The sequence below is a fragment of the Pseudomonas sp. B10 genome (genome assembly GCF_900156235.1).
Classification (GTDB): domain Bacteria; phylum Pseudomonadota; class Gammaproteobacteria; order Pseudomonadales; family Pseudomonadaceae; genus Aquipseudomonas; species Aquipseudomonas siliginis.
The window spans coordinates 3,732,698-3,758,521 of record NZ_LT707063.1; the positions used below are offsets into that span (position 1 = coordinate 3,732,698).

Sequence of the window (25,824 nt, forward strand, 5' to 3'; positions counted from 1 at the left end):
TTGCTCCGCGCAGGCCGCGGTGCTGTTAAGGAAAGCCGACATGCAGCTAAAAGACACCCAGTTGTTCCGCCAGCAAGCCTTCATTGATGGCGCTTGGGTCGATGCCGACAACGGTCAGACGATCAAGGTCAACAACCCGGCCACCGGCGAAATCCTCGGCACCGTGCCGAAGATGGGCGCCGCTGAAACCCGCCGTGCCATTGAAGCTGCTGACAAAGCGCTGCCGGCCTGGCGTGCGCTGACCGCCAAAGAGCGTGCCGGCAAGCTGCGTCGCTGGTTCGAACTGATGATCGAGAACCAGGACGACCTCGCGCGCCTGATGACCCTTGAGCAAGGCAAGCCGCTGGCCGAAGCCAAGGGCGAAATCGTTTACGCCGCATCGTTCATCGAGTGGTTCGCCGAAGAAGCCAAGCGCATCTACGGTGATGTGATTCCGGGTCATCAGCCGGACAAGCGCCTGATCGTGATCAAGCAGCCGATCGGCGTCACCGCCGCGATCACCCCGTGGAACTTCCCGGCGGCAATGATCACTCGCAAGGCCGGCCCGGCGCTGGCCGCTGGTTGCACCATGGTGCTCAAGCCGGCTTCGCAAACTCCCTTTTCAGCTTTCGCCCTGGCCGAACTGGCCCAGCGTGCGGGCATTCCTGCGGGCGTGTTCAGCGTGGTGTCCGGCAGCGCCGGCGACATCGGCAGCGAGCTGACCAGCAACCCGATCGTGCGCAAACTGTCCTTCACCGGCTCGACCGAAATCGGTCGCCAGTTGATGGCCGAATGCGCCAAGGACATCAAGAAAGTCTCGCTGGAACTGGGCGGCAACGCGCCGTTCATCGTGTTCGACGACGCCGATCTGGATAAGGCCGTCGAAGGCGCGATCATTTCCAAGTACCGCAACAACGGCCAGACCTGCGTCTGCGCCAACCGTCTGTACATTCAGGACGCGGTCTACGATGCGTTCGCCGAGAAGCTGAAAGTGGCTGTGGCCAAACTGAAGATCGGCAACGGTCTGGAAGACGGCACCACCACCGGCCCGCTGATCGACGAAAAAGCCGTGGCCAAGGTTCAGGAACACATCGCTGATGCCGTGAGCAAAGGCGCCACCGTACTGGCGGGCGGCAAGGCGATGGAAGGCAACTTCTTCGAGCCGACGATCCTGACCAACGTGCCGAAAAACGCGGCCGTGGCCAAGGAAGAAACCTTCGGTCCGCTGGCTCCGCTGTTCCGCTTCAAAGACGAAGCCGAAGTAATCGCCATGTCCAACGACACCGAATTCGGTCTGGCCTCGTACTTCTACGCACGTGACCTGGGCCGTGTGTTCCGTGTCGCCGAAGCGCTGGAATACGGCATGGTCGGCGTCAACACCGGGCTGATTTCCAACGAAGTCGCGCCGTTCGGCGGCATCAAGGCCTCGGGCCTGGGCCGTGAAGGCTCCAAGTACGGCATCGAAGATTACCTGGAAATCAAATACCTCTGCCTGGGCATCTAAGCCGAGAAAGGGATTGCTGCAAACGCAAAGGGCACGAGAGCGCTGTCCCTTTGCGTCGTTTCAAACAGGAAATTTCTCTGCGGCCAGGAACGCCGTGGCAGTCGATCATCGCATGCTGCCACCGCCGATTCCTCCCGCTTCATCCTTGAACCACGCCGCCCGATGAGCGGCGAATGAGGACTGTAATGAGCAAGACTAACGCTGAACTGATGGCCCGCCGCACCAATGCCGTACCTCGTGGTGTTGGCCAGATTCACCCGATCTTCGCCGAGTCGGCAAAGAACGCCACCGTGACCGACGTTGAAGGTCGTGAGTTCATCGACTTCGCCGGCGGTATCGCTGTACTGAACACCGGCCACGTGCACCCGAAAATCATCGCCGCCGTGACTGAACAGCTGAACAAGCTGACCCACACCTGCTTCCAGGTACTGGCCTACGAACCGTACGTTGAGCTGTGCGAAAAAATCAACGCCAAGGTGCCAGGTGATTTCGCCAAGAAAACCCTGCTGGTCACCACGGGCTCCGAAGCAGTGGAAAACGCCGTGAAGATCGCCCGTGCCGCTACTGGCCGTGCCGGCGTGATCGCTTTCACCGGCGCTTACCACGGTCGTACCATGATGACTTTGGGCCTGACCGGTAAAGTTGTGCCGTACTCGGCCGGCATGGGCCTGATGCCAGGCGGCATCTTCCGCGCGCTGTACCCGAACGAACTACACGGCGTGAGCATCGACGATTCGATCGCTTCCATCGAACGCATCTTCAAGAACGACGCCGAGCCGAAAGACATCGCTGCGATCATCATCGAGCCTGTGCAGGGCGAAGGTGGTTTCTACGTCGCGCCGAAGGAATTCATGAAGCGTCTGCGTGGGCTGTGCGACCAGCACGGCATTCTGCTGATCGCTGACGAAGTGCAGACCGGCGCTGGCCGTACTGGCACCTTCTTCGCCATGGAACAGATGGGCGTTGCCGCCGATCTGACCACTTTCGCCAAGTCCATCGCTGGCGGCTTCCCGCTGGCCGGCGTGTGCGGCAAGGCCGAGTACATGGACGCCATCGCTCCGGGCGGTCTGGGCGGCACCTACGCCGGTAGCCCGATCGCTTGCGCAGCTGCGCTGGCAGTGATGGAAGTGTTCGAAGAAGAGCAACTGCTGGACCGCTGCAAGGCTGTCGGCGAGCGACTGGTCACGGGCCTTAAGGCCATTCAGGCCAAGTACCCGGTGATCGGTGAAGTGCGTGCGCTGGGCGCAATGATCGCGGTCGAGCTGTTCGAAAACGGCGACAGCCACAAGCCGAACCCGACTGCCGTGGCTGCCGTGGTGGCCAAGGCGCGTGACAAGGGCCTGATCCTGCTGTCCTGCGGCACTTACGGTAACGTGCTGCGCGTGCTGGTTCCGCTGACGTCGCCCGATGAGCAACTGGACAAAGGTCTGGCGATCATCGAAGAGTGCTTCTCTGAGCTCTGATCCGTTGGTGTGACTTGCTCGACAAAAACCCGCTTCGGCGGGTTTTTTTCGTCCCTTGAAACACATCGGACGGGTTTGCGCTGTATCGAATCGCCAGCATTGACTAAGGTTCAGGCATTGCAAGGAGAGCGCGCATGACTGCCGTTGATTTACCCGCCGTACCCCGGGTGTTGATTGCCGAGGCCGATCCCTGGTCCCGTGACCTGCTCAAACAAGTGCTGCTCAATGTGCGCTGCGATGCGCGCCTGGATTTGTGTGCCGATGGCCAGCAGGCAATGTCGTTGCTCAGCGAGGTGCCCTATGACCTGGCCATCGTCGATTGGGAACTGCCCGGCATCGATGGATTACATGTGCTGCGCAGCGTCCGCCAGCGCAAACGCAATCCGCCGCTGCCGTTCATTCTGACTAGCAGCCGCAACGACAGCGCCAGCGTGCGCGAAGCGATTCCGCTGGCGCCGACGGCGTACCTGACCAAACCGTTGAATATGGAAGACCTGACCGAGCGCTTGCAGGGGTTGCTGCTCAACGCTGGCGAAGCGGTAGTTTGCGAAGTGCCGGCACTGGCGCCGGGCATGACGCTCTCGGTGTTCCTTGAGCGGCGTCGCGAGCAGGCCGATGGCGCGCCGTTGATGACCGACGTGCAAGTGGCGGTCAAGCGCAGCCTCAATCCCGAGGGGCTGGACCTCAAGTTGCTGGAGGAAGAGGTCCGCACCGATCCGCAGATTACCGCCGTGCTGATCGCAGCCGCCAACAGTGCCGCGCAACACTACGGCGCGCCGGTGCAAACCCTGGCCCAGGCGCTGCACCGACTCGGCACCGGGCAGAGCATGAACCTGATTCTCGGGCTGGCGCTCAAACGCAGCGCGCGGCTCAGCGATCCATGCCTGGCGGATTACGCCGAGCGCTATTGGGGGCTGTCACTGCACACGGCGGAATACGCCCGCACGCTGGCGCGCCTGCTCGATCTGGATCAGGAGCGCTGCTATTGCGCCGGGATGCTGCATCGGCTCGGCGATCTGGCGCTGCTGCGCTGCTTGCAGGAGTGGCAACAAGCCGGCGGCGAGCTGGACGAGTTGCAGGAGGTCGGTGAAGCGCTAGCGAAGTTTGGCGCCTCTTATGGCTCGGCACTGCGCACCCGCTGGCGCCTGCCGCTGGAGTTGCGCGAGTTGATTGCCTCGGCCTACCAGCTCGGTGGTGGCGTTTACAGTCGCGAGGCGCTGGTGATGCATATGGCAGCGCAAATGGCGCGGCTGACCGAGCATGAAGGCGTTGAGGAACTGGCGAAGAGCCGGACGGCGCGGTTGCTCAAGATCGGGCTGCCGGAGTTGACGCGGATGCGCAAATGACAGATCACCACATTCCAGTGTGGGAGCGAGCCTGCTCGCGAAGGCGCCAGCGCAGGCAACATTTTTGTTGAAGGTGCAGGCCTCATCGCGGGCAAGCCCGCTCCCACAGGAATTGCCGCAGCCACAAAATACGGGTCAGGCCGCAATGATCCGGTTCTTGCCCTGCCGTTTCGCCTCGTACATCGCCGCATCCGCGCGGGCGAACAGGCTGTCGAGGCTCTTGTCTTCGTCGGTGAGGTTGGTCAGCCCCTGGCTTACGGTGATGCTGAATGCTTGGCCGTCGTGGTTGAAGCGCAGTCGCTGGATCTCCTGCTGCAGGCGCTCCGCCACTTGCACCGCCATCTCCGGCGCACAGCCGGGGAACACCGCCGCGAACTCCTCGCCGCCAATCCGCCCGAACAGGTCGCCACGGCGCAATGAGCCGCGCCCGCATTCGGCGATTCGTTGCAGCACATTGTCGCCTTCGGGGTGGCCGTAGCTGTCGTTGATCACTTTGAAATCATCGATGTCCAGCAGCAGGAAGGCCAGCGGTGTGCCTTGGCGCCGAGCCTCGGCGAACTCGCGGTGGGCACATTCGAAGAAATGGCGGCGGTTGCTGCTTTGCGTCAGCACGTCGGTGGTGGCCAAGCGTTGCAGCTCGGTTTCCATGTTTTTCTTGTCAGTGATGTCTTCGGCGATGCCGACGATGATTACCGGCTGTCCAGGCTCGTCCTGGCGATTGATAAAACATTTGTCGCTGAGCCAGCGCACCTGGCCATCGGCGGCAATGATGCGGTACTCGCGATCTTCCACCGCACCTCGGTGCAGGACTTCGGCAAGGCTTTGTTCGGCGTACTCCAGATCATCGGGGTAAATGCTGTCACGCCACTGGTTGTAGTCAGCCAGCACAAGCGCGGCGGAACGGCCGAAGATCCGTTCATAGGCCGGACTGACGTACAACACCTGGCGGGTTTCCCAGTTGAAAGCCCAGAGTACGGCGTTGACGCTGACCAGCAGCGAACTGATCAATTGTTCGCGCTCGCTCAGGCGCGCAACTTCGCCTTGCGCGTGCATCAGCGCCATCAGCGTTTGCGCGGCCTCGGGCCATTGGGTGAAGGATGTGTCTTTCTGGTTGTTGTTGACCATCGGCACAAATCTCAAAGGGCGCGCCGCAATGTCGACAACGGCCACAGGACAGCCCGCCGGGATGGCGAAGTGTCATTGAGATAGGTGATTTTCGGCGAAGTTCCCGGCCATTAGCGAGTCCCGCCGGGCGGCTAGGTGCAGGAACCGAAGAGCGCAACGAGGCTGCGATCTTTGAGATCGCAGCCTCGTTGCAGGTCAGGCAGTCGCAGGACGCAGCGAGTAGGTTTTCAGCTGATCAGCAAAATCCCGCAACGACTGGATGCCACTGGCCTCGGCCTCGTGAATCCATTCCTTGATGGCGGCCAGCATGTCGTGGCCATTGGAACTGGTCTTGACCCAGATCTGCTGCAAAGCCAGGCGCTTCTCGTAGATCACTTTCAAAGCATGGCTGTGTTCGAGCATGGTCTGGATGCGCAGGTGATGACGGTCTTCCAGCAGGCTGGTTTCCCGCGACAGCAGGCGTTTGGCCCGGTGGAACTGGTGGCGCACCGAATGATCGACCTTGGCCAGCTCTTGCTTGACCAGCGGGCCGATCACCAATTTGCGGTACTGGGCCATGATCTGGAAGCGGTTGTTGAGGATCGCCATGGCGGTGTCCATGTCCAGGCTGCCCTTGCCTTCGACGCGGTGGGCAATCGGTGCGACCCGCTGCACCTTGGCCAGACGCAGGAAGCAGAAGACCTTGATCCACGCCCAGCCGAGGTCGAATTCCCACTTCTTCACCGACAGCTTGGCCGAGTTGGGGTAGGTGTGATGGTTGTTGTGCAGCTCTTCACCGCCGATCAGGATGCCCCACGGCACCAGATTGGTCGCCGCGTCACGGCATTCGAAATTGCGGTAGCCGACGGCATGGCCCAGGCCGTTGATCACGCCAGCGGCCCACACTGGAATCCACATCATCTGGATGGCCCAGATGGTGATGCCGATGGTGCCGAACAGCAGCAGGTCGATCACGCCCATGATCGCCACGCCCAGCAGCGGATAACGGCTGTAGACGTTGCGTTCGATCCAGTCTTCCGGGCAGTTCTTGCCGTAGATGCGCAGGGTTTCCGGGTTCTGCGCTTCGCTGCGATACAGCTCGGCGCCGGTGCGCAGCACCGTGGACAGGCCCTTGATGACCGGGCTGTGCGGGTCATCTTCGGTTTCGCATTTGGCGTGGTGTTTACGGTGGATGGCGGTCCACTCGCGGGTGTTCTGCGCCGTGGTCAGCCACAGCCAGAAACGGAAAAAGTGCTTGAGACCCGCATTCAGCTCGAGCGAGCGGTGGGCCGAGTAACGGTGCAGATAGACCGTGACGGCAACAATCGTCACATGGGTCATCAGCAGGGTGACCGCGACCAGTGACCAGGCCGACAAGCCAAGAAAACCTTCGTACCACATAGGCTATAGGGCCCTCGATAAAGATAAAAACAGCCGTTGCATTATCACTAAGCACACAGATAAAACCAGTCGCCCTTTCAGATAAGAAGTCGCTGAATGTTTCTTGACCTATAATTCCAAACTTTTTGTAGGGACATGGACGACCGAATGTCTGCGACTTACCGCGATGCCTTGCGTGCAGCGCTGCTCTACCTCGTACTGGCCGCCCTGTGGCTGCAAGTTTCTGATCATTTATTAAGCAGATTCTTCGATGACTCCAGTGCGCTGGCCCGCTGGCAACTGATCAACGGTTATTTGCTGGCAGCGGTCAGCGCCGGGCTGATTTTTCTTGCGCGGGCGCGGCTGTGTCGGTTTCTCGGCATCGGTGCCCGCCTGCGCGAGCGCCACAGCGACCGTGAGCGGCTGCGTCAGGCGGCCGCCGTGTTCGACTGCACTCGCGAAGGCGTGCTGGTTACCGACCACCGGGGCCTGATCGTCCACGTCAATCGGGCCTTTATCGAGATCACCGGTTATCGGCGCGACGAGGTCATCGGCCAGCAGCCCAGTCTGTTCAAGTCCGGCCATCATCCGCCGGGCTTCTATCAGGCGATGTTCGCTACCCTCGAGGCTGAAGGTGAATGGAGCGGCGAGATCTGGAACCGGCGCAAGACCGGCGAGATTTATCCACAGTGGCAAACCATCCGGGTGATTCACGATGATTTCGGCCGGCTCAGCCATTACGTGGCGGTGTTCTCCGACATCAGTGCGATCAAGGATTCCGAGTCCGAGCTCAAACACTTGGCGCATCACGATCCGTTGACCGATCTGCCCAATCGCCTGCTGTTCAGCGACCGCGCCGAGCAGGCGTTGTCTTCCGCGCAGACACATAAGCGTGGCTGCGCGCTGCTGATGCTCGATCTGGATCATTTCAAGATGATCAACGACAGCCTCGGCCATAACGTCGGCGACCGATTGCTCAAAGCGGTGGCGACGCGGTTGCAGGCATTGTTCGGCCCCGGCATCACCCTCGCAAGGCTCGGCGGTGACGAGTTCGCGGTGCTCGCGGAAAGTTGTCCACAGCCGGCCCAGGCCGCCGCGCTGGCGCAACGCACTCTGGACGCCTTGAAGGAGCCGGTGCTGGTAGATGGCAATCAACTGTTCATCAACGCAAGCATCGGTATCAGCCTGTTTCCCAGCGATGCCCTCAGCGCCGAGCAGTTGTTACGCAATGCCGACAGCGCGTTGTTCAAGGCCAAAAGCAGCGGGCGCAATGGCTACGCGCTGTACACCGAAGAACTGACCGCCCATGCCCAGCAACGGGTCGAAATCGCCTTCGAGCTGCGCCGTGCACTGGAGCAGGAGGAGTTGCGCGTCTACTACCAACCGGTGCATGACCTGCACAGCAGCCGTCTGATCGGCGTCGAGGCACTGGTGCGCTGGCAGCATCCGCAGCGCGGGCTGGTGTCGCCGGCGGAATTCATTCCGATTGCCGAGCGCACCGGGCTGATCGCCGAGATCGATGCCTGGGTGATGCAGCAGGCCTGCCAGCAGATGTGCCAATGGCAGCAGAGCGGTGTGGTGCTGGCGTTCGTCGCGGTGAATGTCTCCTCGCGGCTGTTTGCCCGGCGTGAGCTTTATCAGCAGGTGGCGCAGGTGCTGCACGACACGGGGCTGGATCCGGCGTATCTGGAACTGGAAGTAACCGAAAGCGCGGTGATGGACGACCCGGAAGTGGCGCTGGAACAAATGCATCGCTTGCGCGAGCTGGGTGTGCGTCTGGCCATCGATGATTTCGGCACCGGCTATTCGTCGTTGCTGCGGCTCAAGCGCCTGCCGGTGCAGAAACTCAAGATCGATCAGGGCTTCGTCACCGGGTTGCCGTGGGATGAGGATGACGTGGCGATTGTCCGGGTGATCATCGCGCTGGCGCGGAGCATGGGTATGCAGGTGCATGCCGAGGGGATCGAGCAGGCTGAGCAGGCGACATTCCTGTTGGCGCAGGAATGCGATCTGGGGCAGGGCTACTGGTTTGGGCGGCCGGTGTCTGCGGATCGGCTTGATTGGGCTAAAACGCCATTGATTGGCTGAATAGGCCTATCTGGCTATCACCGACCTTGTGGTGAGGGGATTTATCCCCGTTGGACTGCGTAGCAGTCCCATTTTTTGGGGCCGCTTCGCGACCCAACGGGGATAAATCCCCTCGCCACAAGTTCTCTTGACGAGTTCAAATCAGCGCAAACCCCTTGTCCTCTCTCATATTGCTTTCTGGTTATATAAAAATTCTTAAATAGTCTTTTTAAGAATATCCATGCCTCTCTTATATTGCTCGCACGCCGAACGCAGTGCCGCCCACTGCCAGGCAAATCCCCTTCAAAGGAGCAGCACCATGAGCGCATCCCTTCGCAGCGTTGACGGTCAGGACGAAAGCACCATCTTGCGGGAAATCCAGAGCGCCCTGCGCGATCTGCGGTTCGGCGCGGTGGAGATCACTGTGCACAACGCGCAAGTCGTACAGATCGAACGCAAAGAGAAATTTCGTTTGCAGCAACCCGGTAAACAACCGGGCTGAAATCAAAAGATCGCAACCTTCGGCGGCTCCTACAGGGGGCTGTGCGTAGGAGCTGGCGAAGGCGGCGATCTTTGAAACGGGACCGATTCCAGCAATACACAAGAAAAAGCCACCACCAGGAATTCCAGGAGCGTTCACCATGTCGTCGATTCGCCGTTATGCTTTGGCCGCGCTGGCCAGCGCCGTGTTTGCCGGTTCCGCCGTTGCCAAGGATTACGAGCTGCTCAACGTGTCGTATGACCCGACGCGGGAGCTGTATCAGGAATACAACGCCGAATTCATCAAATTCTGGCAGCAGGATCATGCCGGCGACACGGTGAAAATCCAGCAGTCCCATGGCGGTTCGGGCAAGCAGGGTCGTGCGGTGATCGATGGCCTGCGTGCTGACGTCGTGACCCTGGCCCTGGCCGGTGACATCGATGAAATCGCCAAGCTCGGCAAGAGCCTGCCCGCCGACTGGCAGAAGCGTCTGCCGGAAGCGAGCACGCCGTACACCTCGACCATCGTGTTTCTGGTGCGCAAGGGCAACCCGAAAGGCATCAAGGACTGGGGCGATCTGGTCAAGAACGATGTCTCGGTGATCACGCCAAACCCGAAAACCTCGGGCGGCGCGCGCTGGAACTTCCTCGCCGCGTGGGCCTATGGCCTGAAAGCCAACGGCGGTGATGAAGCCAAGGCCAAGGAATACGTGCAAACCCTGTTCAAGCACGTGCCGATCCTCGACACCGGCGCCCGTGGTTCGACCATCACCTTCGTCAATAACGGTCAGGGCGACGTGTTGCTGGCCTGGGAAAACGAAGCGTTCCTGGCGCTGAAAGAAGATGGCGGCGCAGACAAGTTCGATATCGTCGTGCCGTCGCTGTCGATCCTCGCCGAACCGCCAGTGGCCGTGGTCGACAAGAATGCCGAGAAGAAGGGCAACGCGCAGATCGCCGAGGCCTATCTCAAGCACCTGTACAGCCCGGCCGGCCAGGAAATCGCCGCGAAAAACTTCTATCGTCCACGTGACAAGGACGTAGCGGCCAAGTACGCCCAGCAGTTCCCGAAACTGGAACTGGTGACCATCGACAAGGACTTCGGCGGCTGGAAATCCGCGCAGCCGAAATTCTTCAACGACGGCGGCGTGTTCGACCAGATTTATCAGGCGCAGTAATCTCGCCTTCAACCGGCCCGATGTCTGGGCACATGACATGTGGGACTGAGCTTTTGTGGTGAGGGGATAAATCCCCTCACCACAGGGCTCGCTCCCACATTGATGCGTTTTCAACCAGGGACTTTTATGTCGCGTCGTATCTCCCCCGTCATACCCGGCTTCGGGCTGACGCTGGGTTACACCTTGGTGTACCTCAGCCTGATTGTGCTTATCCCGCTGGCGGCGATGTTCGTCCACGCCGCCCAGCTGACCTGGGATCAGTTCTGGACGATCATCTCCGCACCGCGGGTGCTGGCGGCGTTGAAGCTGAGCTTCGGCACCGCGCTGTGTGCGGCGATCATCAACGGCATCATCGGTACATTGCTGGCCTGGGTGCTGGTGCGCTACACCTTCCCCGGCCGTAAAGTGATCGACGCGATGATCGATCTGCCGTTCGCCCTGCCGACAGCCGTGGCCGGTATTGCGCTGACCGCGCTGTACGCGCCGGCCGGACTGGTCGGGCAATTTGCCGCTGACCTCGGTTTCAAGATCGCCTACACCCCGTTGGGCATCACCCTGGCGCTGACCTTCGTCACGCTGCCGTTCGTGGTGCGCACGGTGCAACCGGTACTGGCCGATATTCCCCGTGAAGTCGAAGAAGCGGCGGCATGCCTGGGTGCGAAGCCATGGCAGGTATTTCGCCACATTCTGGTTCCGGCCTTGCTGCCCGCCTGGCTGACCGGTTTTGCGCTGGCGTTCGCGCGTGGCGTCGGCGAGTACGGTTCGGTGATTTTCATCGCCGGCAACATGCCGATGAAAACCGAGATCCTGCCGCTGCTGATCATGGTCAAACTCGACCAGTACGATTACACCGGCGCTACCGCCATTGGCGTATTGATGCTGGTGGTTTCCTTCATCCTGTTGCTGCTGATCAACTTGCTGCAGCGGCGCATTGAAACCCCATAAGGAGGCGCGAACATGTCCCAATCGTCCATTGCGGCCGCCTCTTCGGCCAACGCTGCGCGCCGTGGCAGTGCCACTTCGCGCAGAATCCTGATCGGTCTTGGCTGGCTGATCTTTTTCCTGTTTCTGCTGCTGCCGTTGTTCATTGTGGTGTCGCAGGGTTTGAAGAATGGCCTCGGTGCATTTTTCACCGCGATCTTTGAACCGGATGCACTGTCGGCACTGAAACTCACCGTGTTCGCGGTGCTGATCTCGGTGCCGCTGAACCTGGTATTCGGCGTCAGTGCGGCATGGTGCGTGAGCAAATACTCGTTCCGTGGCAAGAGCATGCTTGTGACGCTGATCGACCTGCCGTTCTCGGTGTCGCCGGTGATCGCCGGTCTGGTCTACGTGCTGATGTTCGGTGCGCAGGGCCTGTTCGGGCCGTGGTTGCAGGATCACGACATCCAGATCGTCTTCGCCCTGCCGGGCATTGTGCTGGCGACGATTTTCGTCACCGTGCCGTTCGTGGCCCGTGAGCTGATTCCGCTGATGCAGGAACAAGGCACCCAAGAGGAAGAAGCCGCGCGTCTGCTCGGTGCCAACGGCTGGCAGATGTTCTGGCACGTCACCGTGCCCAACATCAAGTGGGGCCTGATTTACGGCGTGGTGCTGTGTACGGCGCGGGCCATGGGTGAATTCGGTGCGGTGTCGGTGGTTTCCGGGCACATTCGCGGGGTGACCAACACCTTGCCGCTGCACGTCGAGATCCTCTACAACGAATACAACCACGTGGCCGCGTTTGCCGTGGCGAGCCTGTTGCTGATCCTGGCGCTCTTCATCCTGCTGCTCAAGCAGTGGAGCGAAAACCGTATCAACCGCCTGCGCGCCAGCGCCGCGGAGGAATAATTCATGTCGATCGAAGTGCGTAACGTCAGCAAGAATTTCAACGCGTTCAAGGCGCTGGACAACATCAGCCTGGATATCCACAGCGGTGAGCTGGTCGCGCTGCTTGGCCCGTCGGGCTGTGGCAAAACCACGCTGCTGCGGATTATTGCCGGTCTGGAAACTCCGGATCAGGGCAACATCGTTTTTCACGGCGAGGACGTTTCCGGCCACGATGTGCGTGATCGTAACGTCGGTTTCGTGTTCCAGCATTACGCCTTGTTCCGCCACATGACGGTGTTCGACAACGTCGCGTTCGGCCTGCGCATGAAACCGAAAAACCAGCGCCCGAGCGAAAGCCAGATCGCCACCAAGGTTCACGAACTGCTGAACATGGTTCAGCTGGACTGGTTGTCGGATCGCTACCCGGAGCAGTTGTCCGGTGGCCAGCGTCAGCGTATCGCCTTGGCCCGTGCCCTGGCGGTGGAGCCGAAAGTGCTGCTGCTCGACGAGCCTTTCGGCGCCCTCGACGCCAAGGTGCGCAAGGAACTGCGCCGCTGGTTGGCGCGGCTGCACGAGGATATCAACCTGACTTCGGTGTTCGTGACCCACGACCAGGAAGAAGCGATGGAAGTCGCCGACCGCATCGTGGTGATGAACAAGGGTGTGATCGAGCAGATCGGCTCACCGGGCGACGTCTACGAAAACCCGGCCAGCGATTTCGTTTATCACTTCCTCGGCGACTCGAACCGCTTGCTGCTGAGCGACGACAACCACGTGCTGTTCCGCCCGCACGAAGTGTCGTTGTCCAGGCATGAGCTGGAAGATCACCACGCCGCTGAAGTGCGCGATATCCGCCCGCTGGGCGCGACTACCCGGGTGACCTTGAAAGTGGAGGGGCAGACCGATCTGATCGAAGCGGAAGTGGTCAAGGATCACGACAGCCTGATCGGTCTGGCCAAGGGTGAGACCTTGTTCTTCAAGCCGAAGGTCTGGCAGAAAGTCGCCAATATTTAAAGGCAAAAGCTTCGCGAGCAGGCTCGCTCCCACAGGGGAAACTCATTCCAAATGTGGGAGCGAGCCTGCTCGCGAATACGATCTAGACAGCAGCGCGATTCGGATTGACCCGCACCAAACCCGCCCGCAACTCGATCTCTTGTTTCAATTCCTGCCGCAGCCCGAGCAAAAACGCCAGCTCGGCCACAACGAACAACGGCCCGACAATCAGCCCACTGATGTCATCGACAAACGCCGGTTTGCGCCCTTCATAGTGATGCCCGACAAACTGGATCACCCAGCCGATCACGAACATCGCCAGGCCGCTGCTCAGCCAGACCATGGTGCTCTGCTGCGCCAGTGCATGCCCGGCCCAGACCGACAGGCCCATCAGTACGGTCATCAATGCGCCGAGCTTCAATTCCAGGCGCAGGTAAAACCACGCCGAGGCCAGCGCTAACAAAACCGCCGGAGATATCCACAGCCCGCTCAGCGCCCATTGCGGCCGTGACAGCAGCACAGCCACCGCCACCACGATCAGCGGAATGCCGATAAAGTGGCTGGCGATGTTGCGCGGGTCGCGGTGGTAGGCGGCGTATTGACTGAGGTGGTCGACGAGGCTTTTCATTGTTGTTCCTCCAGTGGGGTTGAATGCATCATCCCTCGGGATCCGCGTTCGCTCTGTCGGGCAGGCGACACTCCAGGAGTGGTTATGCAAATTCGTGCACGGTTGCTCAGCGGCCAGTGGTTCAGTCATTTGCCTGCATCTTTTCAGGATAGCCTGCTGGCGCTGGCTCGGGAGCGGCGGCTGACGGCGGGACAACGACTGTTCCAGCGTGGCGATGCGCCGTGCGGTCTGTATGCAGTGCTCGATGGCGCCGTGCGCATCGGCGCGGTGAGCGAGCAGGGCAAGGAGGCGTTGTTGAGTCTGGTGGAGGCGCCGCACTGGTTCGGCGAAATCTGCCTGTTCGATGGTCAGCCACGCACCCATGACGCCTATGCGGTCGGGCCGTGTACCTTGTTGAATGTTCCGCAAGCGGCGTTGCTCAAATTGCTCGACGATCAGCCGCGGTATTGGCGGCATCTGGCGCTGTTGATGAGCCACAAATTGCGCCTGGCCTTCATCAATCTCGAACAGCTGAGCCTGCTGCCAGCCCCGGCGCGTCTTGCCCATCGCTTGCTGATGATCGCCGAAGGCTATGGCGAACTCGACGCACCGCGTCGGGTGCTGCAACTGCCGCAGGAGCAGTTGGCGGCGATGCTGTCGCTGTCGCGGCAGACCACCAATCAGATCCTCAAGGATCTGCAGGGGCAGGGGATTATCGGGTTGGCTTACGGCGAAATCGAAATCCTCGATGCAGCAAGACTGCGTGCCCTGGCCACGATCTAAAAACTCACGCCGATCCAATGTCGGAACTGGCACCTGTGGCGAGGGGATTTATCCCCGCTGGGGCGCGAAGCGGCCCTGAAAAGGGGACTGCTGCGCACTCCAGCGGGGATAAATCCCCTCACCACAAAGGCTCACTCCTACAAAGGATCTGCGTTTGGATTACGACCCGCGATAGGTCGAGAAACCGTACGGGCTCAGCAGCAGCGGGATGTGGTAGTGCTGATCTGTCTGCTTGACCTGGAAGATCACCGGAATTTCCGGGAAGAACGTCTCGTGCTTGATCTTCTGGTAGTACTCGCCGGTCTTGAACACCACGCGGTATTCGCCTGCTTCAAAAGGCTGTTTGGCCGGGAACAGTTCGGCAATCCGCCCTTGTTCGTTGGTGGTGCCTTGGGCCAGTGGCTGCCAGTTTTCGCCGACGTGTTTTTCCAGAGTGACGTTGATGCCCGGTGACGGCAGGCCGTTTTCCAGGTTGAGCACGTGCACGCTCAGCGGATTGCCGGCGGCCAGTGCCAGGCTGGAAACAGCGCTCAGGCCGAGCGTGGCGAGGGTCATGCGCAGGGTGGTCATGGTGGATCTCCTTAGTGGGAACGGGTGATGGTCAGGCCGGCTTTGTCAGCGGCGGCGCGGGCGCAGTTTTCGTCTTGTTCACCGCCGCCGGAACCGGCCACGCCCATGGCGCCGACCAGTTCGCTGCCGGCGAACAGCGGAATGCCGCCGCCGAGCAAGAGCAATTCATCGAGGGTGTTGAGATTGGCGGTTTCCGGGTTGCTGCGGGCGCGCTCGGCGAACAGCCGCGTCGGCGTCTTGGTCGACAGCGCGGTGTAGGCCTTGCGTTGGCTGGCGGCGGTGTTGTGCGGCCCGACGCCGTCACCACGCAACGTCACCAGCAAGTTACCGCCACGGTCGAGCACCGACACCGTGCCGGTGCAACTGCTCATCGCCTTGTCCGCCAGCCAGCGTGCGGTTTTCAGGTCGAGATCGGCGTGGCGCGGCAGTTCTGGCGTGGCACTTGCTGCGCCGCTGAGGCCGAGGATCAGGCTGGCGACAAGGTATTTGACGGTCATGTGCAGGCTCCGAATGGGAAGGCCTGCACCTTAACCGGCGCACTTCGTCAGAACCCCGTCAGGCGGATTACAAGTTTGTAATGGGCAACGGCGCCGAACACGCCTAGCCTGTGTGCCTGATCAATCGAGGTGTGCCATGCGTTTGCTGGTCGTAGAAGATGAAGCCAAAACCGCCAACTTCCTCGCCAAGGGCCTGGGCGAGTCGGGTTTCGCCGTGGATGTGGCGCTCAATGGCCTCGACGGCCGCTATTTTATCGAGCAGCAGGAATACGACCTGATTATCCTCGACGTGATGCTGCCCGGTCTCAACGGCTGGCAATTGTTGCAACTGATCCGCCAGCGCGGCGCCACACCGGTGCTGTTTCTCACCGCCAAGGACGCTATCGAAGACCGCGTCCGTGGTCTTGAGCTGGGCGCCGATGACTACCTGCTCAAACCCTTCGCCTTCGCCGAGTTGCTCGCGCGCGTACGCACGCTGCTGCGACGCGGGCCGATGCGCGAAGCCGAGTCGTACAGCATCGCCGACCTGGAAATCGACGTGCTGCGTCGCCGGGTCAGTCGCGGCGGCCAGCGCATTGCCCTGACCAACAAGGAGTTCGCCCTGTTGCAGCTGCTCGCCAGCCGCCAGGGCGAAGTGCTTTCGCGCACGCTGATTGCCTCGCAGGTGTGGAACCTGAATTTCGACAGCGACACCAACATGGTCGAAGTCGCCGTCCGGCGTCTGCGCGCCAAGGTTGATGATCCGTACATGCCGAAACTTATCCACACCGTGCGCGGCGTCGGTTATCAACTGGAAGCGCCGGACGATGTGGAGTAAGTCGATCGCCTGGCGATTGGCGCTGGCCTTCGCCATGGTCTGCGCGCTGGTGCTGAGCGCAATCGGCGTGTTTCTCTACCGCTCGCTGGCCTCGGAACTGGCCTTTCGTGACGACATGGCCTTGCTCGGTCGCCTTGAGCAAGTACGCGCCTTGCTCGCCGACAGCGACAGCCTCGACGCCTTGCAGGCGCGGCCACGGTTGTATCAGAACATGCTCGGTAATCTCGACAGCCTGCTGCTGGTGCGCCGGGCCGACGGTTCCAGCGTGATCGCGATCAACCCGCGTCAGCGTGAACTGCCCGCGCTCAATGCATTAGCGCGAGAGCAAATGCCGCAGCGCCGTGACGTGCTCACCTGGCAGGCCAGCGACGGCGCCGAGTTGGCCTTGCTGTCCGGCCAGGCTCAAGGCCCCAACGGTGAAACCCTCACGGTGATCGCCGGCAAAGTGCTCAGCGAGCGCGAGCAGATGCTCGGCAGTTATCGCCTGCGTCTGTACCTGTCCGTCGGCCTCGGCGCGGTGCTCGCATTTGCCTTGGGCCTATTATTGCTGCGGCGTGGCTTGCAGCCCTTGCATCAGTTGAGCGAAGCGGTGCGCAGTATCGATCTGCGCAGCCTCGATCGACGTCTGCCTACCGAGGGCACGCCGACCGAACTGCGCGAACCGGTGCACGCGCTCAACACCATGCTGGCGCGGCTGGACGACAGCGTGCAGCGCCTGTCGCAGTTCTCCGCCGACCTTGCCCACGAAATCCGCACGCCGCTGCACACCTTGCTGGCCAGCAACGGCCAGGCCCTGAACCATCCGCGCAGCACGGCCGAATATCAGGAAGTGCTGGCCTCGAACATGGAAGAGTTCGAACGGCTCAAGCGCATGGCCGAGAACCTGATGTTCCTCGCCCGCGCCGAACAGGCCGAACGTGCGCTCAATCTGCACACACTGGACTTGCGCAACGTCGGCGACGAACTCTGCGATTACTTCGAAGCCCTGGCCGATGACCGCGACCTGCAACTGCAAAACCGCATGCACGGTGAGCTACTCGCCGACCAGCAACTGCTGCAACGCGCCCTCGGCAATCTGCTGGCCAACGCCGTACGCCACGCCGACCCCGGCACCCTGATCAGCCTGCAACGGTTCGATGAACCGGGTATGTGCTGGCTGCAAGTGCACAACCACGGCCCGGTCATCGCGCCTGAGCATCTGGGCAAACTGTTTGACCGCTTCTACCGCGTCGATCCTTCACGTGCGGAACCGGGAGATTCGGGTGGGCTGGGTTTGGCGATCGTGCAGTCGATCATGCAGTTGCATGGCGGGCAGGTGCGGGTGAGGAGTGACGCCGACGGCACTGTTTTTGAGCTGGGGTTTGTGGTGGTCTGACGGCCTCTTCGCGAGCAGGCTCGCTCCCACAAGGAAACGCATTCCAACTGTGGGAGCGAGCCTGCTCGCGAAGGCGCTGGATCACACAATGGTGATTTCGGATCAGCGCAACTGATCGCGAAACTGCCCCGGCGTCATCCCTGTCCAGCGCTTGAACGCGCGGCTGAAGCTGCTGGTGTCGGCGAATCCCAGCAGATAGCTGACTTCACTCAAGGAACACTGCGGGTCACGCAGGTGCAGCAACGCCAGATTCTCGCGGCTTTCGTTGAGCAGGGTGTCGAAGCGGCAACCCTCATCTGCCAGATGCCGTTGCAGGCTGCGCAGGCTCAGGTGCAAGGCCTGGGCGATGCGCTCGGCGCTCGGTTCGCCTTCGGGCAGTTGTTCTTCAATGGCATCGCGCACCTTGCGCTCCCAAGTCAGCGGTTTGAGCTGGGCGAGGGTGCGTTTGAGTACGGCTTCGTTGTGTTCGGCCAGTTCCGGGTTGGCGTCGTCGAGGTGGCTGTCGAAGTCGCTGAGGGCGAATTCCAGGCGGTCTTCGGTGGCGCAAAAATGCACCGGCGCGCGGAAGACTTTGTGCCATTGCTGGGCGTCGCTCGGTTCGGGGCGGCGCAAGTACACCGCCAATGGTGCGTAGTCACGGCCGAGGCGATTGCGGCAGGTGCGCACGTAGATCGCCGCGAAGGCGTCGATGGCTTCGACGGCCGGCGCCGGGTTGCCGGGCGGGATTTTCAGGCGGAATTGATAGCGGTCTTCGCTGCGGCTCAGCTCCAGCTCCAGCGCATCGCTGACCACCGGGTGATAACGCACGATGCGCTCGAACACTTCGCGCAAGCTGCCGCTGGCCACCAGCGCATAACCGAGCGCGTGGAACGTGGTCGGGCTGACGAAACGCGACACGCGCAAGCCCAGCGCCGGGTCGCCGCTGGCCTGCACGGCGAGTGCCCACAGGCGCGTGGTACCGGACAGCGGATAGCGCGCATTGGGGTCGTCCATCAGCGCTGGGTCGAGCCCGGCCTGTTGGCACAAGGCAAGGCTGTCCAGCCCGAGCGCGTCGAGTTGTTTGCGCAAGGCGCGGGTCCAGCTGGCGAGGGAGGTCGGTTCCTTCATGCGAATTGGCGCGTCCGGTCAACAGGTTGGCGTTTTTGGCTAGCGCGGATCGAACCCCGGCAAGGCACGATGCATTCATCTTAGACCCGAGGATGGAAGCATGGACGGTACTTCTGCAAGCCCTGAACGACTGAATGCGGCGCAGCGCTCGGCACATATTCGCCAGGTGGTGTTGGCCAAAGGCGTGCAATTACGTGAGCGCTACCCGATTCTTCAGCATCAGGATGCCCTTGGTGCGGGGATTCTGGCGTTCGCGCTGGCCGGGATGATCGGCTCGGCGGCGCTGTACATCACTGGCCATATGGCTTGGTGGGTGTGCCTGCTGTTCAATGCTTTTTTCGCCTCGCTGACCCATGAGCTGGAACACGACCTGATCCACAGCATGTACTTCCGCAAACAGCGCGTACCGCACAACCTGATGATGGGCCTGGTCTGGCTGGCGCGGCCGAGCACAATCAACCCGTGGATCCGTCGTCATCTGCACCTCAACCATCACAAGGTTTCCGGCACTGAAGCCGACATGGAAGAGCGCGCAATCACCAACGGCGAGCCGTGGGGTTTTGCCCGTCTGCTGATGGTTGGCGATAACGTCATGTCGGCGTTTATCCGCCTGCTCCGCGCCAGGACCTGGGCACACAAGTGGAGCATCGGCAAACGCGTGCTCAAGGTCTACGCACCGCTGGCGCTGCTGCATTGGGGCGCGTGGTATGTGTTTCTCGGCTTTCACGCGGCCAATGGCATTGCGCATTTGCTCGGCTCGCCCATCGAGTGGTCGGCCACCACGCTTTCGGTGATGCAGGTGATCGATATCGCCGCCGTGGTGGTCATCGGCCCGAATGTGTTGCGCACTTTTTGCCTGCACTTCATCAGCTCGAACATGCATTACTACGGCGACGTCGAACCGGGCAATGTGCTGCAGCAATGCCAGGTGCTGAACCCTTGGTGGCTGTGGCCGTTGCAAGCGTTCTGCTTCAACTTCGGCAGCAGTCACGGGATTCATCATTTCGTGGTCAAGGAGCCGTTTTACATTCGCCAGATGACCGTGCCGGTGGCGCACAAGGTGATGCGCGAGATGGGCGTGCGCTTTAATGATTTCGGCACGTTTGGCCGAGCGAACCGGTTTGTGCGTCCGGCTGGAATGGTGCATGAAGAGGTGAGTTCAGCCCGGGCTTGATGGGTTGCGCTCAAGGGCCCCTTCGCGAGCAGGCTCGCTCCCACAGTTGGAATCCGGTTTGCTGTGGGAGCGAGCCTGCTCGCGAATACGCTCTGTCAAACGATATCAATCCGGCTGAAACGGCGAAGCACTGAGGATCACTCCGGTCTCTTCCACATACCGCTGCCAATGCCCGATCAAGTCAGTGAGTTTCTGCGGCTGACTCAACGCCAGATCATGAATCTCACCTGGATCGCTCGCCAGATCATAAAGCTGCCAGGTCGCCGGCCCGACCGGTCCGGGAATCCACACGGCTTTCCACGAGCCCTGGCGAATCGCCCGACGTCCGAACAATTCCCAACCGGTGACCGTATGCTCGTCATGCACCTGCGCGGTCTCGCCGGACAGAAACCCCAGCCACGATTTACCGCGCAGCGGCGCCACGGCTTTGCCTTTCCACTGTTTGCCCGGATGCCGCACGCCAGCCAGATCGAGAATGGTCGGGGTGATATCCATCACCGTGCCGAAACCATGGCTGATCTGCCCTTTGAGCGTCAGTTGCGGATAGTGCAGCAGCGCCGGCACGCGGATCCCGCCCTCGGTGGTGAAAGCCTTGAACAAGCGTGACGGCGCGGTTGCCACTTGCGCCCAGTTCGGCCCGTACCAGACGTAGGAATTGGCCCGGCCGATGTTGTCGAGGCTGTTGTCGTAATGCTGGTTGAGGTAGGTCATCAGCTCCGGGCCGAACTTGGGGAACGCTTCCAGCAGCGCGCCTTCGGCACCGTTGTCGGACATGAACAGGATGAAGGTGTTGTCGAGCTGTCCTTGCTGGCGCAGGTAATCGACGACCCGGCCGATGTTCCAGTCCATGCGCTCGACCATCGCCGCGTAGACCTCCATGGCTCGTGCGGAAATCTGCTTTTGCTCATCGCTCATCGCGTCCCACTGCGCGCTGAGCTGAATCAGCGGGTGCGGCTCGACATCCGCTTCGATCAGGCCCAGCGCCTTGAGTTTTTCCAGACGTTCGAGGCGCAGCACCTCCGGGCCGGCGTCATAGCGGCCACGGTATTTCTCGACGATCTCGGCCGGTGCCTGCAACGGCCAGTGGGGCGCGGAGAAGGGCAGGTAAGCGAAGAACGGCCGGGTCTGATCGCGTTCCTTGAGGTACTGCAGCAGCTTGTCGCCGAAGGCATCGGAGGAATAGAAATCCTTCGGCAACTCGTCAACAAACTGATCGTCCTCGATGTACAGCGCCGGGGTGGATTTCAGCAGGCCCGGCGTCTGCTCATCGTAGGTCGGCTCGAAACCATAGTGGTTGGCAGCGCCCGGCAACAGTGAAAACGAGCGCTCGAAACCACGCGCATGGGGCGCCAGTTCAGCCTTCAGCCCCAAGTGCCATTTGCCGCTCATCAAGGTTTGATAGCCGGCCTCGCGCAGCAGTTCGGGCAGGGCGACGACGCGGTCGTTGAGGTAGCCCTCGTAACCGGGTTTGCCGATCAGTTCCGGGGTCAACGCTTCGGCCATGGTGCCGATGCCGGCGATGTGGTGATCGGTGCCGGTCAGTAGCATCGAACGGGTCGGCGAGCAGGTCGGTGCGGTGTGAAAATCGGTCAGACGCAGACCGTTGTGGGCCAGCGCATCGAGGTTCGGCGTAGCGATTTCACCGCCCAACGCACCGATGTCGGAAAAGCCTAGGTCGTCGGCCAGAATCACTAGAAAGTTGGGACGTTGCGGCATCGCGAAACTCCTGTTCAGCAGGCAATGAACGTCAGCGGCAGATCGCGGATCTGCACCGGTGCGCTCGGTTGGTAATGGTCATCACTGGTCAGTTCGTGCAGCAGTTCTTCACGCAACTGATGGAAGTCGTAACTGCTGCGCTGGCGCGGGTGCGGCAGGGCGATGTCGACCACTTGCTTGATCCGCCCCGGACGCGGCTCCATCACCACCACGCGATCAGCGAGAAAAATCGCTTCCTCGACATCGTGGGTCACCAGAATCGTGGTGATCTTTGCCCGTTCGCGGATTGCCAGCAGTTCGTCCTGCATTTGCTGGCGGGTCAGTGCGTCGAGGGCGCCGAAGGGTTCGTCGAGCAACAGGATTCGCGGGCTGGCGACGAGGCCGCGCGCGATCGCCACGCGTTGCGCCATGCCGCCGGAGAGTTGATGCGGATAGGCCTGGGTGAAATCACTGAGGCCGACCAGTTCGATGAAATCCTTGATGCGTTGTTGTTTCTGCGCCCCGCTCAGCGGTTCATTGACCAGGCCCAGGCCGATGTTGTCGGCGACTGTCAGCCACGGAAACAGACGATGTTCCTGAAAGACGATACCGCGCTCGCCGCCGATGCCGCTGACGGCCTTGCCATCGACACTGATATGTCCGCGAAACTCGGTGTCGAGGCCGACCAGCAAACGCAGCAAAGTGGATTTGCCGCAGCCGCTGGAGCCGACGATGGCGACGAATTCGCCCTCGGCAATGTCCAGGTTGAATTCGCGAATCGCCTCCAGTTCGAAACCGTTGACGGCGAAGGATTTGCCTACGTGGTTGAAGCTGACAATCGGTGCGTTCATGCGTGTCTCCAGCGGGTCGCGCGAATTTCCAGGCGTTGGCCGATCAGATTGAGCAGGGCGCCGGTGAGGCCGACCAGCAGCATGCCGGCCATGATCAGATCCATGCGCAGCAGCTGCTGCGCGCCGATCATCTGACTGCCGATGCCGCCATTGGACGGCATGAAATATTCAGCGCCGATGGTGCCGAGCCAGGCGTAGATCAGGCTCAATCGCAGCCCGGCGAAGATCCCCGGCGCAGCGCCGGGCAGGACCAGTCGACGCAGGCGCTGGCCGAGGCTCAGGCGCAGCACTTGCGCGGCTTCGTTGAGTTGCGGCGAGAGGTTGGCGACGCTGCGCTGGGTGGCGATGAACAGCGGGAAGAACGCGGCGAGAGCGACGAACACCCACTTGGCCAGTTCGCCGAGACCGAACCACGCGGTGAGCAGTGGCACCCAGGCGAAAATCGCAATCTGCCGCAGTGCGGCGAGTGTCGGGCCGAGCAGGCGTTCGCTGAGACGTGACAGGCCGAGCAGCAAGCCCACAGCGAAACCGAGGCCGCCACCGATCAGCAAGCCGCCCAGGGTGCGGCTCAGGCTCAGCGCCATGCCGTTGACCAGCGTGCCGTCGAGCAGTCCGTCCCATGTCGTGCTCAGCACAGCCGCAGGGCTGATCAGAATATTCGCGTCGACCCACTGCTGATCATTGGCCGTTTGCCAGAGCGCCAACAAGCCCAGCGGCAACAGCCACGGTTGCAGGCGTTGCCAGCCCTGATAGCGCGGGCCGCGAGTGATTTGCGCGGTGGCCGGGTGCGGCCAGTGCACCAGTCTGCGGTCGAGCAGGCCGATGCCGCGATCCATGGCCACACCGATCAGACCGATCACCACGATGCACACGAACACGATGTCGAGCATGAACAGCTGCCGCGCCCAGACCATCAGATAGCCGATGCCTTCACTGGAGGCCAGCAGCTCGACCGCCAGCAACGAGGTCCAGCCGGCGGCGAGTGCCAGGCGCACGCCAGCCATGAACGCCGGCAGCGCAGCGGGAAGCACCAGACGACGAATCAGCAGACGCGGCGGCAGGCGCAACACGGCGGCGGCTTCGCGCAGTTTCGGTTGCGCATCGCGCACGCCAACCAGTGTGTGCAAGGTCACCGGCACCACAATGGCCTTGATCAGCACCACCAGTTTCAGCAGTTCGCCGATGCCGAAGAACACCATGAACAGCGGAATCCACGCCAGCGTCGGCACCTGCGCCAATCCAGCGAATGTCGGAAAAACCAGGCGCTCCAGACGCCGACTGAAACCCAGTGCGGCGCCAAGCACCGCGCCGGTCGAAACGCCTGCCAACAAACCCCAGATCAACCGTTGCAGGCTGATCCACAAATGACTCCACAACTCGCCTTGGGCCAGTTCCACAGCGCTGCTCCACACCAGCGATGGCGCCGGCAGGATCTGCTCGCTCATCCACTGATTGCGCGCGGCCAGCCACCACAGGACGAACAGGCTGACGGGCAACAGCCAGGGCAACAGGCGTTGATTCAGGCTCGGCCAGGTGCGACGGCTTTTCAGCGGCGGCGCGGCCAGCGGCAGGCTGAGCAGAGATTGACGGGCCATGGGTGACCTCCGTTGTCGGGTTGCATGGCGAACCGCTTTTCATGTGGGAGCGAGCCTGTTCGCGAAATGGCTGTTTAAGGCAGCATTGATGGCGGCTGGCATTGCCTCTTCGCGAGCAGGCTCGCTCCCACACTGGGTTTCGTCATATATGAAACTGATCTAACAAACTTGCGTTAGATGCTATCGGGAGATAAGCGAATCCATTTAAGGCTTGCCTGCTTACGCGCATCCAATGCATTCGAAGAATATTTTCGATGCTGTTAATGCATATCGCGCTGCAAACCGCACACGCCCTCGCTTAGTTCATATTGATATAAAAATGTGCATTTATAGTATTTAAGTGAAGGTATGCATCCAGCCTACTTTCGGCTCCTCAGCGATCAAGGAGCCGCACCCATGAACCTTCCCTTCAAACGAATCATCAGCCTGCTGGCCGCCCCGGCGCTTGCGGGCTTTCTTGCGCTTGGCGCCCAAGCCGAAGAACTCAAGGAAATCCGCATCGCCGTGCCCGACCTCAGCGCCGGCACTCAACACAGCGGCGGCGGCATCGTCGATGTGCTGCGCGATCAGCAGATCTTCGAAAAGGCCTTCGCCGAGCAGGGCATCAAGATCCAGTGGAGTTTCTTCAAGGGCGCCGGGCCGGTGATCAATGAGGCGTTTGCCAATGGGCAGGTCGATCTGGCCTATCTTGGCGATCTGGCCGCGATCATCGGCAAATCCAATGGTCTGGACACGCGCCTGCTCAGCGCCACGGCGCGTGGCGTGAAGCAATACCTCGGCGTGGTGCCCGGCTCGGGAATCAAGACCCTGCAGGATCTCAAGGGCAAACGCGTGGCGATCTTTCGCGGGACGGCAACGCAACTGTCGTTCGATGCGGCGCTGGCCAGTCAGGGCCTGAGCGAGAAGGATCTGAAGGTCATCAACCTGGATTTCAACGCGGCGGTCTCGGCACTCGCGGCCAAGCAGGTCGATGCCTCGTGGGGCAGCTCCGCGCTGAGTGCCTTGCAAGCCAAAGGTCTGGCGGAATTGCCGCTCAACACCAAGGACCTCGGCGGCGCTGGCAGCGTGCAGGCAGTGTTGCTGGGTAATGGCAAGTTTGTCGACGCCCATCCAGAGGTCATTGCGAAACTGCTCAAGGCGCAGCAGCAAGCGGTCGAGTGGCTGACGCAGGACAGCAACAAGGACGCCTATGTGCAGCTGGTATCAGGGCTGGCCAGTTATCCGCCGGTGATTCTGGCTCAGGATCTCAAGGACCAGAATCTCAGCGAGATTTTCCCGTCGACACTGGATCCGGTGTTCTTGAGCGGCCTGCAGGACAAGGTCGACCTGGCGGCGCAGCAGAAGCTGATCCGCAAGCCGTTCAAGGTCAGTGATTGGGTGGCGCCAGAGCTTTCTGCAGCCAGGCTTTAGCTTCCAGATCATTCCCACGCTCCGCGTGGGAATGCAGCCGAGG

Annotated in this window: 23 protein-coding genes; 14 read left to right on the top strand and 9 right to left on the bottom strand. The window is 61.3% G+C overall.

Going from position 1 to position 25,824, the window contains the following annotated elements; all coding sequences use genetic code 11:
* The first annotated feature begins 40 nt into the window (after positions 1-40).
* The 3 genes from gabD to BXA01_RS16965 all read left to right on the top strand — a co-directional run bounded on the left by gabD (position 41) and on the right by BXA01_RS16965 (position 4,292).
* Positions 41-1,483, top strand: coding sequence for an NADP-dependent succinate-semialdehyde dehydrogenase (gene gabD / locus BXA01_RS16955; RefSeq protein WP_024011131.1), 1,443 nt, complete (start codon positions 41-43; stop codon positions 1,481-1,483).
* Positions 1,484-1,668: 185 nt separating this feature from the next.
* On the top strand, positions 1,669-2,946 hold the full coding sequence (gabT, locus tag BXA01_RS16960) for a 4-aminobutyrate--2-oxoglutarate transaminase (protein ID WP_076564954.1): 1,278 nt from the start codon (positions 1,669-1,671) through the stop codon (positions 2,944-2,946).
* Positions 2,947-3,080: 134 nt separating this feature from the next.
* Positions 3,081-4,292: a response regulator gene (locus BXA01_RS16965; protein WP_076564957.1), complete on the top strand. Its 1,212-nt coding sequence runs from the start codon at positions 3,081-3,083 to the stop codon at positions 4,290-4,292.
* A 135-nt stretch (positions 4,293-4,427) separates the two neighbouring features.
* Here the strand turns inward: BXA01_RS16965 and BXA01_RS16970 are convergent, their stop codons facing one another.
* Positions 4,428-5,417, bottom strand: coding sequence for a GGDEF domain-containing protein (locus tag BXA01_RS16970; RefSeq protein WP_073471484.1), 990 nt, complete (start codon positions 5,415-5,417; stop codon positions 4,428-4,430).
* Between the two features lie 195 nt (positions 5,418-5,612).
* On the bottom strand, positions 5,613-6,797 hold the full coding sequence (gene desA, locus BXA01_RS16975; RefSeq protein ID WP_016772248.1) for a delta-9 fatty acid desaturase DesA: 1,185 nt from the start codon (positions 6,795-6,797) through the stop codon (positions 5,613-5,615).
* Between the two features lie 147 nt (positions 6,798-6,944).
* Between desA and dibA the strand changes: the two genes are divergently transcribed.
* The 6 genes from dibA to BXA01_RS17005 all read left to right on the top strand — a co-directional run bounded on the left by dibA (position 6,945) and on the right by BXA01_RS17005 (position 13,321).
* Entirely contained in the window at positions 6,945-8,864 is a 1,920-nt protein-coding gene (dibA, locus tag BXA01_RS16980) for a phosphodiesterase DibA (RefSeq protein ID WP_076564959.1), read from the top strand.
* A 298-nt stretch (positions 8,865-9,162) separates the two neighbouring features.
* Complete coding sequence (gene oscA / locus BXA01_RS16985; RefSeq protein ID WP_007917682.1) at positions 9,163-9,345, top strand: sulfur starvation response protein OscA; 183 nt, start codon at positions 9,163-9,165, stop codon at positions 9,343-9,345.
* Between the two features lie 139 nt (positions 9,346-9,484).
* The gene (locus tag BXA01_RS16990) at positions 9,485-10,498 is read left to right on the top strand and encodes a sulfate ABC transporter substrate-binding protein (RefSeq protein ID WP_024011134.1); all 1,014 of its coding nucleotides are present in this window, start codon (positions 9,485-9,487) and stop codon (positions 10,496-10,498) included.
* A 126-nt stretch (positions 10,499-10,624) separates the two neighbouring features.
* Positions 10,625-11,443, top strand: a complete 819-nt coding sequence (gene cysT / locus BXA01_RS16995) for a sulfate ABC transporter permease subunit CysT (RefSeq protein ID WP_016772245.1) — start codon at positions 10,625-10,627, stop codon at positions 11,441-11,443.
* A 12-nt stretch (positions 11,444-11,455) separates the two neighbouring features.
* Complete coding sequence (gene cysW / locus BXA01_RS17000) at positions 11,456-12,328, top strand: sulfate ABC transporter permease subunit CysW (RefSeq protein WP_007917679.1); 873 nt, start codon at positions 11,456-11,458, stop codon at positions 12,326-12,328.
* 3 nt (positions 12,329-12,331) lie between these two features.
* Positions 12,332-13,321, top strand: coding sequence for a sulfate/molybdate ABC transporter ATP-binding protein (locus BXA01_RS17005; protein ID WP_024011135.1), 990 nt, complete (start codon positions 12,332-12,334; stop codon positions 13,319-13,321).
* Between the two features lie 82 nt (positions 13,322-13,403).
* On the opposite strand, the gene BXA01_RS17010 is transcribed toward BXA01_RS17005, so the two are convergent.
* Positions 13,404-13,928: an Mpo1 family 2-hydroxy fatty acid dioxygenase gene (locus BXA01_RS17010; protein WP_076564961.1), complete on the bottom strand. Its 525-nt coding sequence runs from the start codon at positions 13,926-13,928 to the stop codon at positions 13,404-13,406.
* An 84-nt stretch (positions 13,929-14,012) separates the two neighbouring features.
* Here BXA01_RS17010 and BXA01_RS17015 point away from each other — a divergent pair, with 84 nt between their 5' ends.
* A complete protein-coding gene (locus BXA01_RS17015) occupies positions 14,013-14,690 on the top strand; it encodes a Crp/Fnr family transcriptional regulator (RefSeq protein WP_076564963.1) in 678 nt (225 codons plus the stop codon).
* Positions 14,691-14,849: 159 nt separating this feature from the next.
* Here the strand turns inward: BXA01_RS17015 and uraH are convergent, their stop codons facing one another.
* Positions 14,850-15,260: a hydroxyisourate hydrolase gene (uraH, locus tag BXA01_RS17020; protein WP_076564965.1), complete on the bottom strand. Its 411-nt coding sequence runs from the start codon at positions 15,258-15,260 to the stop codon at positions 14,850-14,852.
* Between the two features lie 11 nt (positions 15,261-15,271).
* Complete coding sequence (locus BXA01_RS17025; protein ID WP_041477439.1) at positions 15,272-15,757, bottom strand: GlcG/HbpS family heme-binding protein; 486 nt, start codon at positions 15,755-15,757, stop codon at positions 15,272-15,274.
* Positions 15,758-15,893: 136 nt separating this feature from the next.
* Between BXA01_RS17025 and BXA01_RS17030 the strand changes: the two genes are divergently transcribed.
* Both BXA01_RS17030 and BXA01_RS17035 read left to right on the top strand, forming a co-directional pair.
* On the top strand, positions 15,894-16,574 hold the full coding sequence (locus BXA01_RS17030; protein WP_041477440.1) for a heavy metal response regulator transcription factor: 681 nt from the start codon (positions 15,894-15,896) through the stop codon (positions 16,572-16,574).
* Positions 16,564-17,949 (top strand): heavy metal sensor histidine kinase, encoded by a 1,386-nt coding sequence (locus tag BXA01_RS17035; protein WP_076564967.1) that lies wholly within the window; start codon positions 16,564-16,566, stop codon positions 17,947-17,949. The genes BXA01_RS17030 and BXA01_RS17035 overlap by 11 nt, the downstream gene beginning before the upstream one ends.
* Positions 17,950-18,051: 102 nt before the next feature.
* Here BXA01_RS17035 and BXA01_RS17040 read toward each other — a convergent pair whose 3' ends face one another.
* Entirely contained in the window at positions 18,052-19,056 is a 1,005-nt protein-coding gene (locus BXA01_RS17040; protein WP_076564969.1) for an AraC family transcriptional regulator, read from the bottom strand.
* 100 nt (positions 19,057-19,156) lie between these two features.
* Between BXA01_RS17040 and BXA01_RS17045 the strand changes: the two genes are divergently transcribed.
* Entirely contained in the window at positions 19,157-20,230 is a 1,074-nt protein-coding gene (locus BXA01_RS17045) for a fatty acid desaturase (protein WP_076564972.1), read from the top strand.
* Between the two features lie 105 nt (positions 20,231-20,335).
* On the opposite strand, the gene BXA01_RS17050 is transcribed toward BXA01_RS17045, so the two are convergent.
* The 3 genes from BXA01_RS17050 to BXA01_RS17060 are packed head-to-tail and all read right to left on the bottom strand — an operon-like array spanning position 20,336 to position 24,371.
* A complete protein-coding gene (locus BXA01_RS17050; RefSeq protein ID WP_076564974.1) occupies positions 20,336-21,946 on the bottom strand; it encodes an arylsulfatase in 1,611 nt (536 codons plus the stop codon).
* Positions 21,947-21,960: 14 nt separating this feature from the next.
* The gene (locus BXA01_RS17055; RefSeq protein WP_076564976.1) at positions 21,961-22,776 is read right to left on the bottom strand and encodes an ABC transporter ATP-binding protein; all 816 of its coding nucleotides are present in this window, start codon (positions 22,774-22,776) and stop codon (positions 21,961-21,963) included.
* Complete coding sequence (locus BXA01_RS17060; RefSeq protein WP_076564978.1) at positions 22,773-24,371, bottom strand: ABC transporter permease; 1,599 nt, start codon at positions 24,369-24,371, stop codon at positions 22,773-22,775. The genes BXA01_RS17055 and BXA01_RS17060 overlap by 4 nt, the downstream gene beginning before the upstream one ends.
* A gap of 396 nt (positions 24,372-24,767) precedes the next feature.
* On the opposite strand from BXA01_RS17060, the gene BXA01_RS17065 reads away from it, so the two are divergent.
* Positions 24,768-25,781 (top strand): ABC transporter substrate-binding protein, encoded by a 1,014-nt coding sequence (locus tag BXA01_RS17065; protein WP_076564980.1) that lies wholly within the window; start codon positions 24,768-24,770, stop codon positions 25,779-25,781.
* Positions 25,782-25,824: the final 43 nt, after the last annotated feature.

Bases quoted from the DNA above. Each gene is read 5' to 3' on its own strand.
- BXA01_RS16965 (WP_076564957.1), top strand. From the start codon at position 3,081: ATGACTGCCGTTGATTTACCCGCCGTACCCCGGGTGTTGATTGCCGAG.
- BXA01_RS17065 (WP_076564980.1), top strand. From the start codon at position 24,768: ATGAACCTTCCCTTCAAACGAATCATCAGCCTGCTGGCCGCCCCGGCG.
- BXA01_RS16970 (WP_073471484.1), bottom strand. From the start codon at position 5,417: ATGGTCAACAACAACCAGAAAGACACATCCTTCACCCAATGGCCCGAG.
- BXA01_RS17010 (WP_076564961.1), bottom strand. From the start codon at position 13,928: ATGAAAAGCCTCGTCGACCACCTCAGTCAATACGCCGCCTACCACCGC.
- cysW (WP_007917679.1), top strand. From the start codon at position 11,456: ATGTCCCAATCGTCCATTGCGGCCGCCTCTTCGGCCAACGCTGCGCGC.
- cysT (WP_016772245.1), top strand. From the start codon at position 10,625: ATGTCGCGTCGTATCTCCCCCGTCATACCCGGCTTCGGGCTGACGCTG.
- BXA01_RS17045 (WP_076564972.1), top strand. From the start codon at position 19,157: ATGGACGGTACTTCTGCAAGCCCTGAACGACTGAATGCGGCGCAGCGC.
- BXA01_RS17025 (WP_041477439.1), bottom strand. From the start codon at position 15,757: ATGACCGTCAAATACCTTGTCGCCAGCCTGATCCTCGGCCTCAGCGGC.
- BXA01_RS17035 (WP_076564967.1), top strand. From the start codon at position 16,564: ATGTGGAGTAAGTCGATCGCCTGGCGATTGGCGCTGGCCTTCGCCATG.
- uraH (WP_076564965.1), bottom strand. From the start codon at position 15,260: ATGACCACCCTGCGCATGACCCTCGCCACGCTCGGCCTGAGCGCTGTT.
- BXA01_RS17005 (WP_024011135.1), top strand. From the start codon at position 12,332: ATGTCGATCGAAGTGCGTAACGTCAGCAAGAATTTCAACGCGTTCAAG.
- BXA01_RS17055 (WP_076564976.1), bottom strand. From the start codon at position 22,776: ATGAACGCACCGATTGTCAGCTTCAACCACGTAGGCAAATCCTTCGCC.
- BXA01_RS17015 (WP_076564963.1), top strand. From the start codon at position 14,013: ATGCAAATTCGTGCACGGTTGCTCAGCGGCCAGTGGTTCAGTCATTTG.
- BXA01_RS17060 (WP_076564978.1), bottom strand. From the start codon at position 24,371: ATGGCCCGTCAATCTCTGCTCAGCCTGCCGCTGGCCGCGCCGCCGCTG.
- dibA (WP_076564959.1), top strand. From the start codon at position 6,945: ATGTCTGCGACTTACCGCGATGCCTTGCGTGCAGCGCTGCTCTACCTC.
- BXA01_RS16990 (WP_024011134.1), top strand. From the start codon at position 9,485: ATGTCGTCGATTCGCCGTTATGCTTTGGCCGCGCTGGCCAGCGCCGTG.
- desA (WP_016772248.1), bottom strand. From the start codon at position 6,797: ATGTGGTACGAAGGTTTTCTTGGCTTGTCGGCCTGGTCACTGGTCGCG.
- gabD (WP_024011131.1), top strand. From the start codon at position 41: ATGCAGCTAAAAGACACCCAGTTGTTCCGCCAGCAAGCCTTCATTGAT.
- BXA01_RS17030 (WP_041477440.1), top strand. From the start codon at position 15,894: ATGCGTTTGCTGGTCGTAGAAGATGAAGCCAAAACCGCCAACTTCCTC.
- BXA01_RS17040 (WP_076564969.1), bottom strand. From the start codon at position 19,056: ATGAAGGAACCGACCTCCCTCGCCAGCTGGACCCGCGCCTTGCGCAAA.
- BXA01_RS17050 (WP_076564974.1), bottom strand. From the start codon at position 21,946: ATGCCGCAACGTCCCAACTTTCTAGTGATTCTGGCCGACGACCTAGGC.
- gabT (WP_076564954.1), top strand. From the start codon at position 1,669: ATGAGCAAGACTAACGCTGAACTGATGGCCCGCCGCACCAATGCCGTA.
- oscA (WP_007917682.1), top strand. From the start codon at position 9,163: ATGAGCGCATCCCTTCGCAGCGTTGACGGTCAGGACGAAAGCACCATC.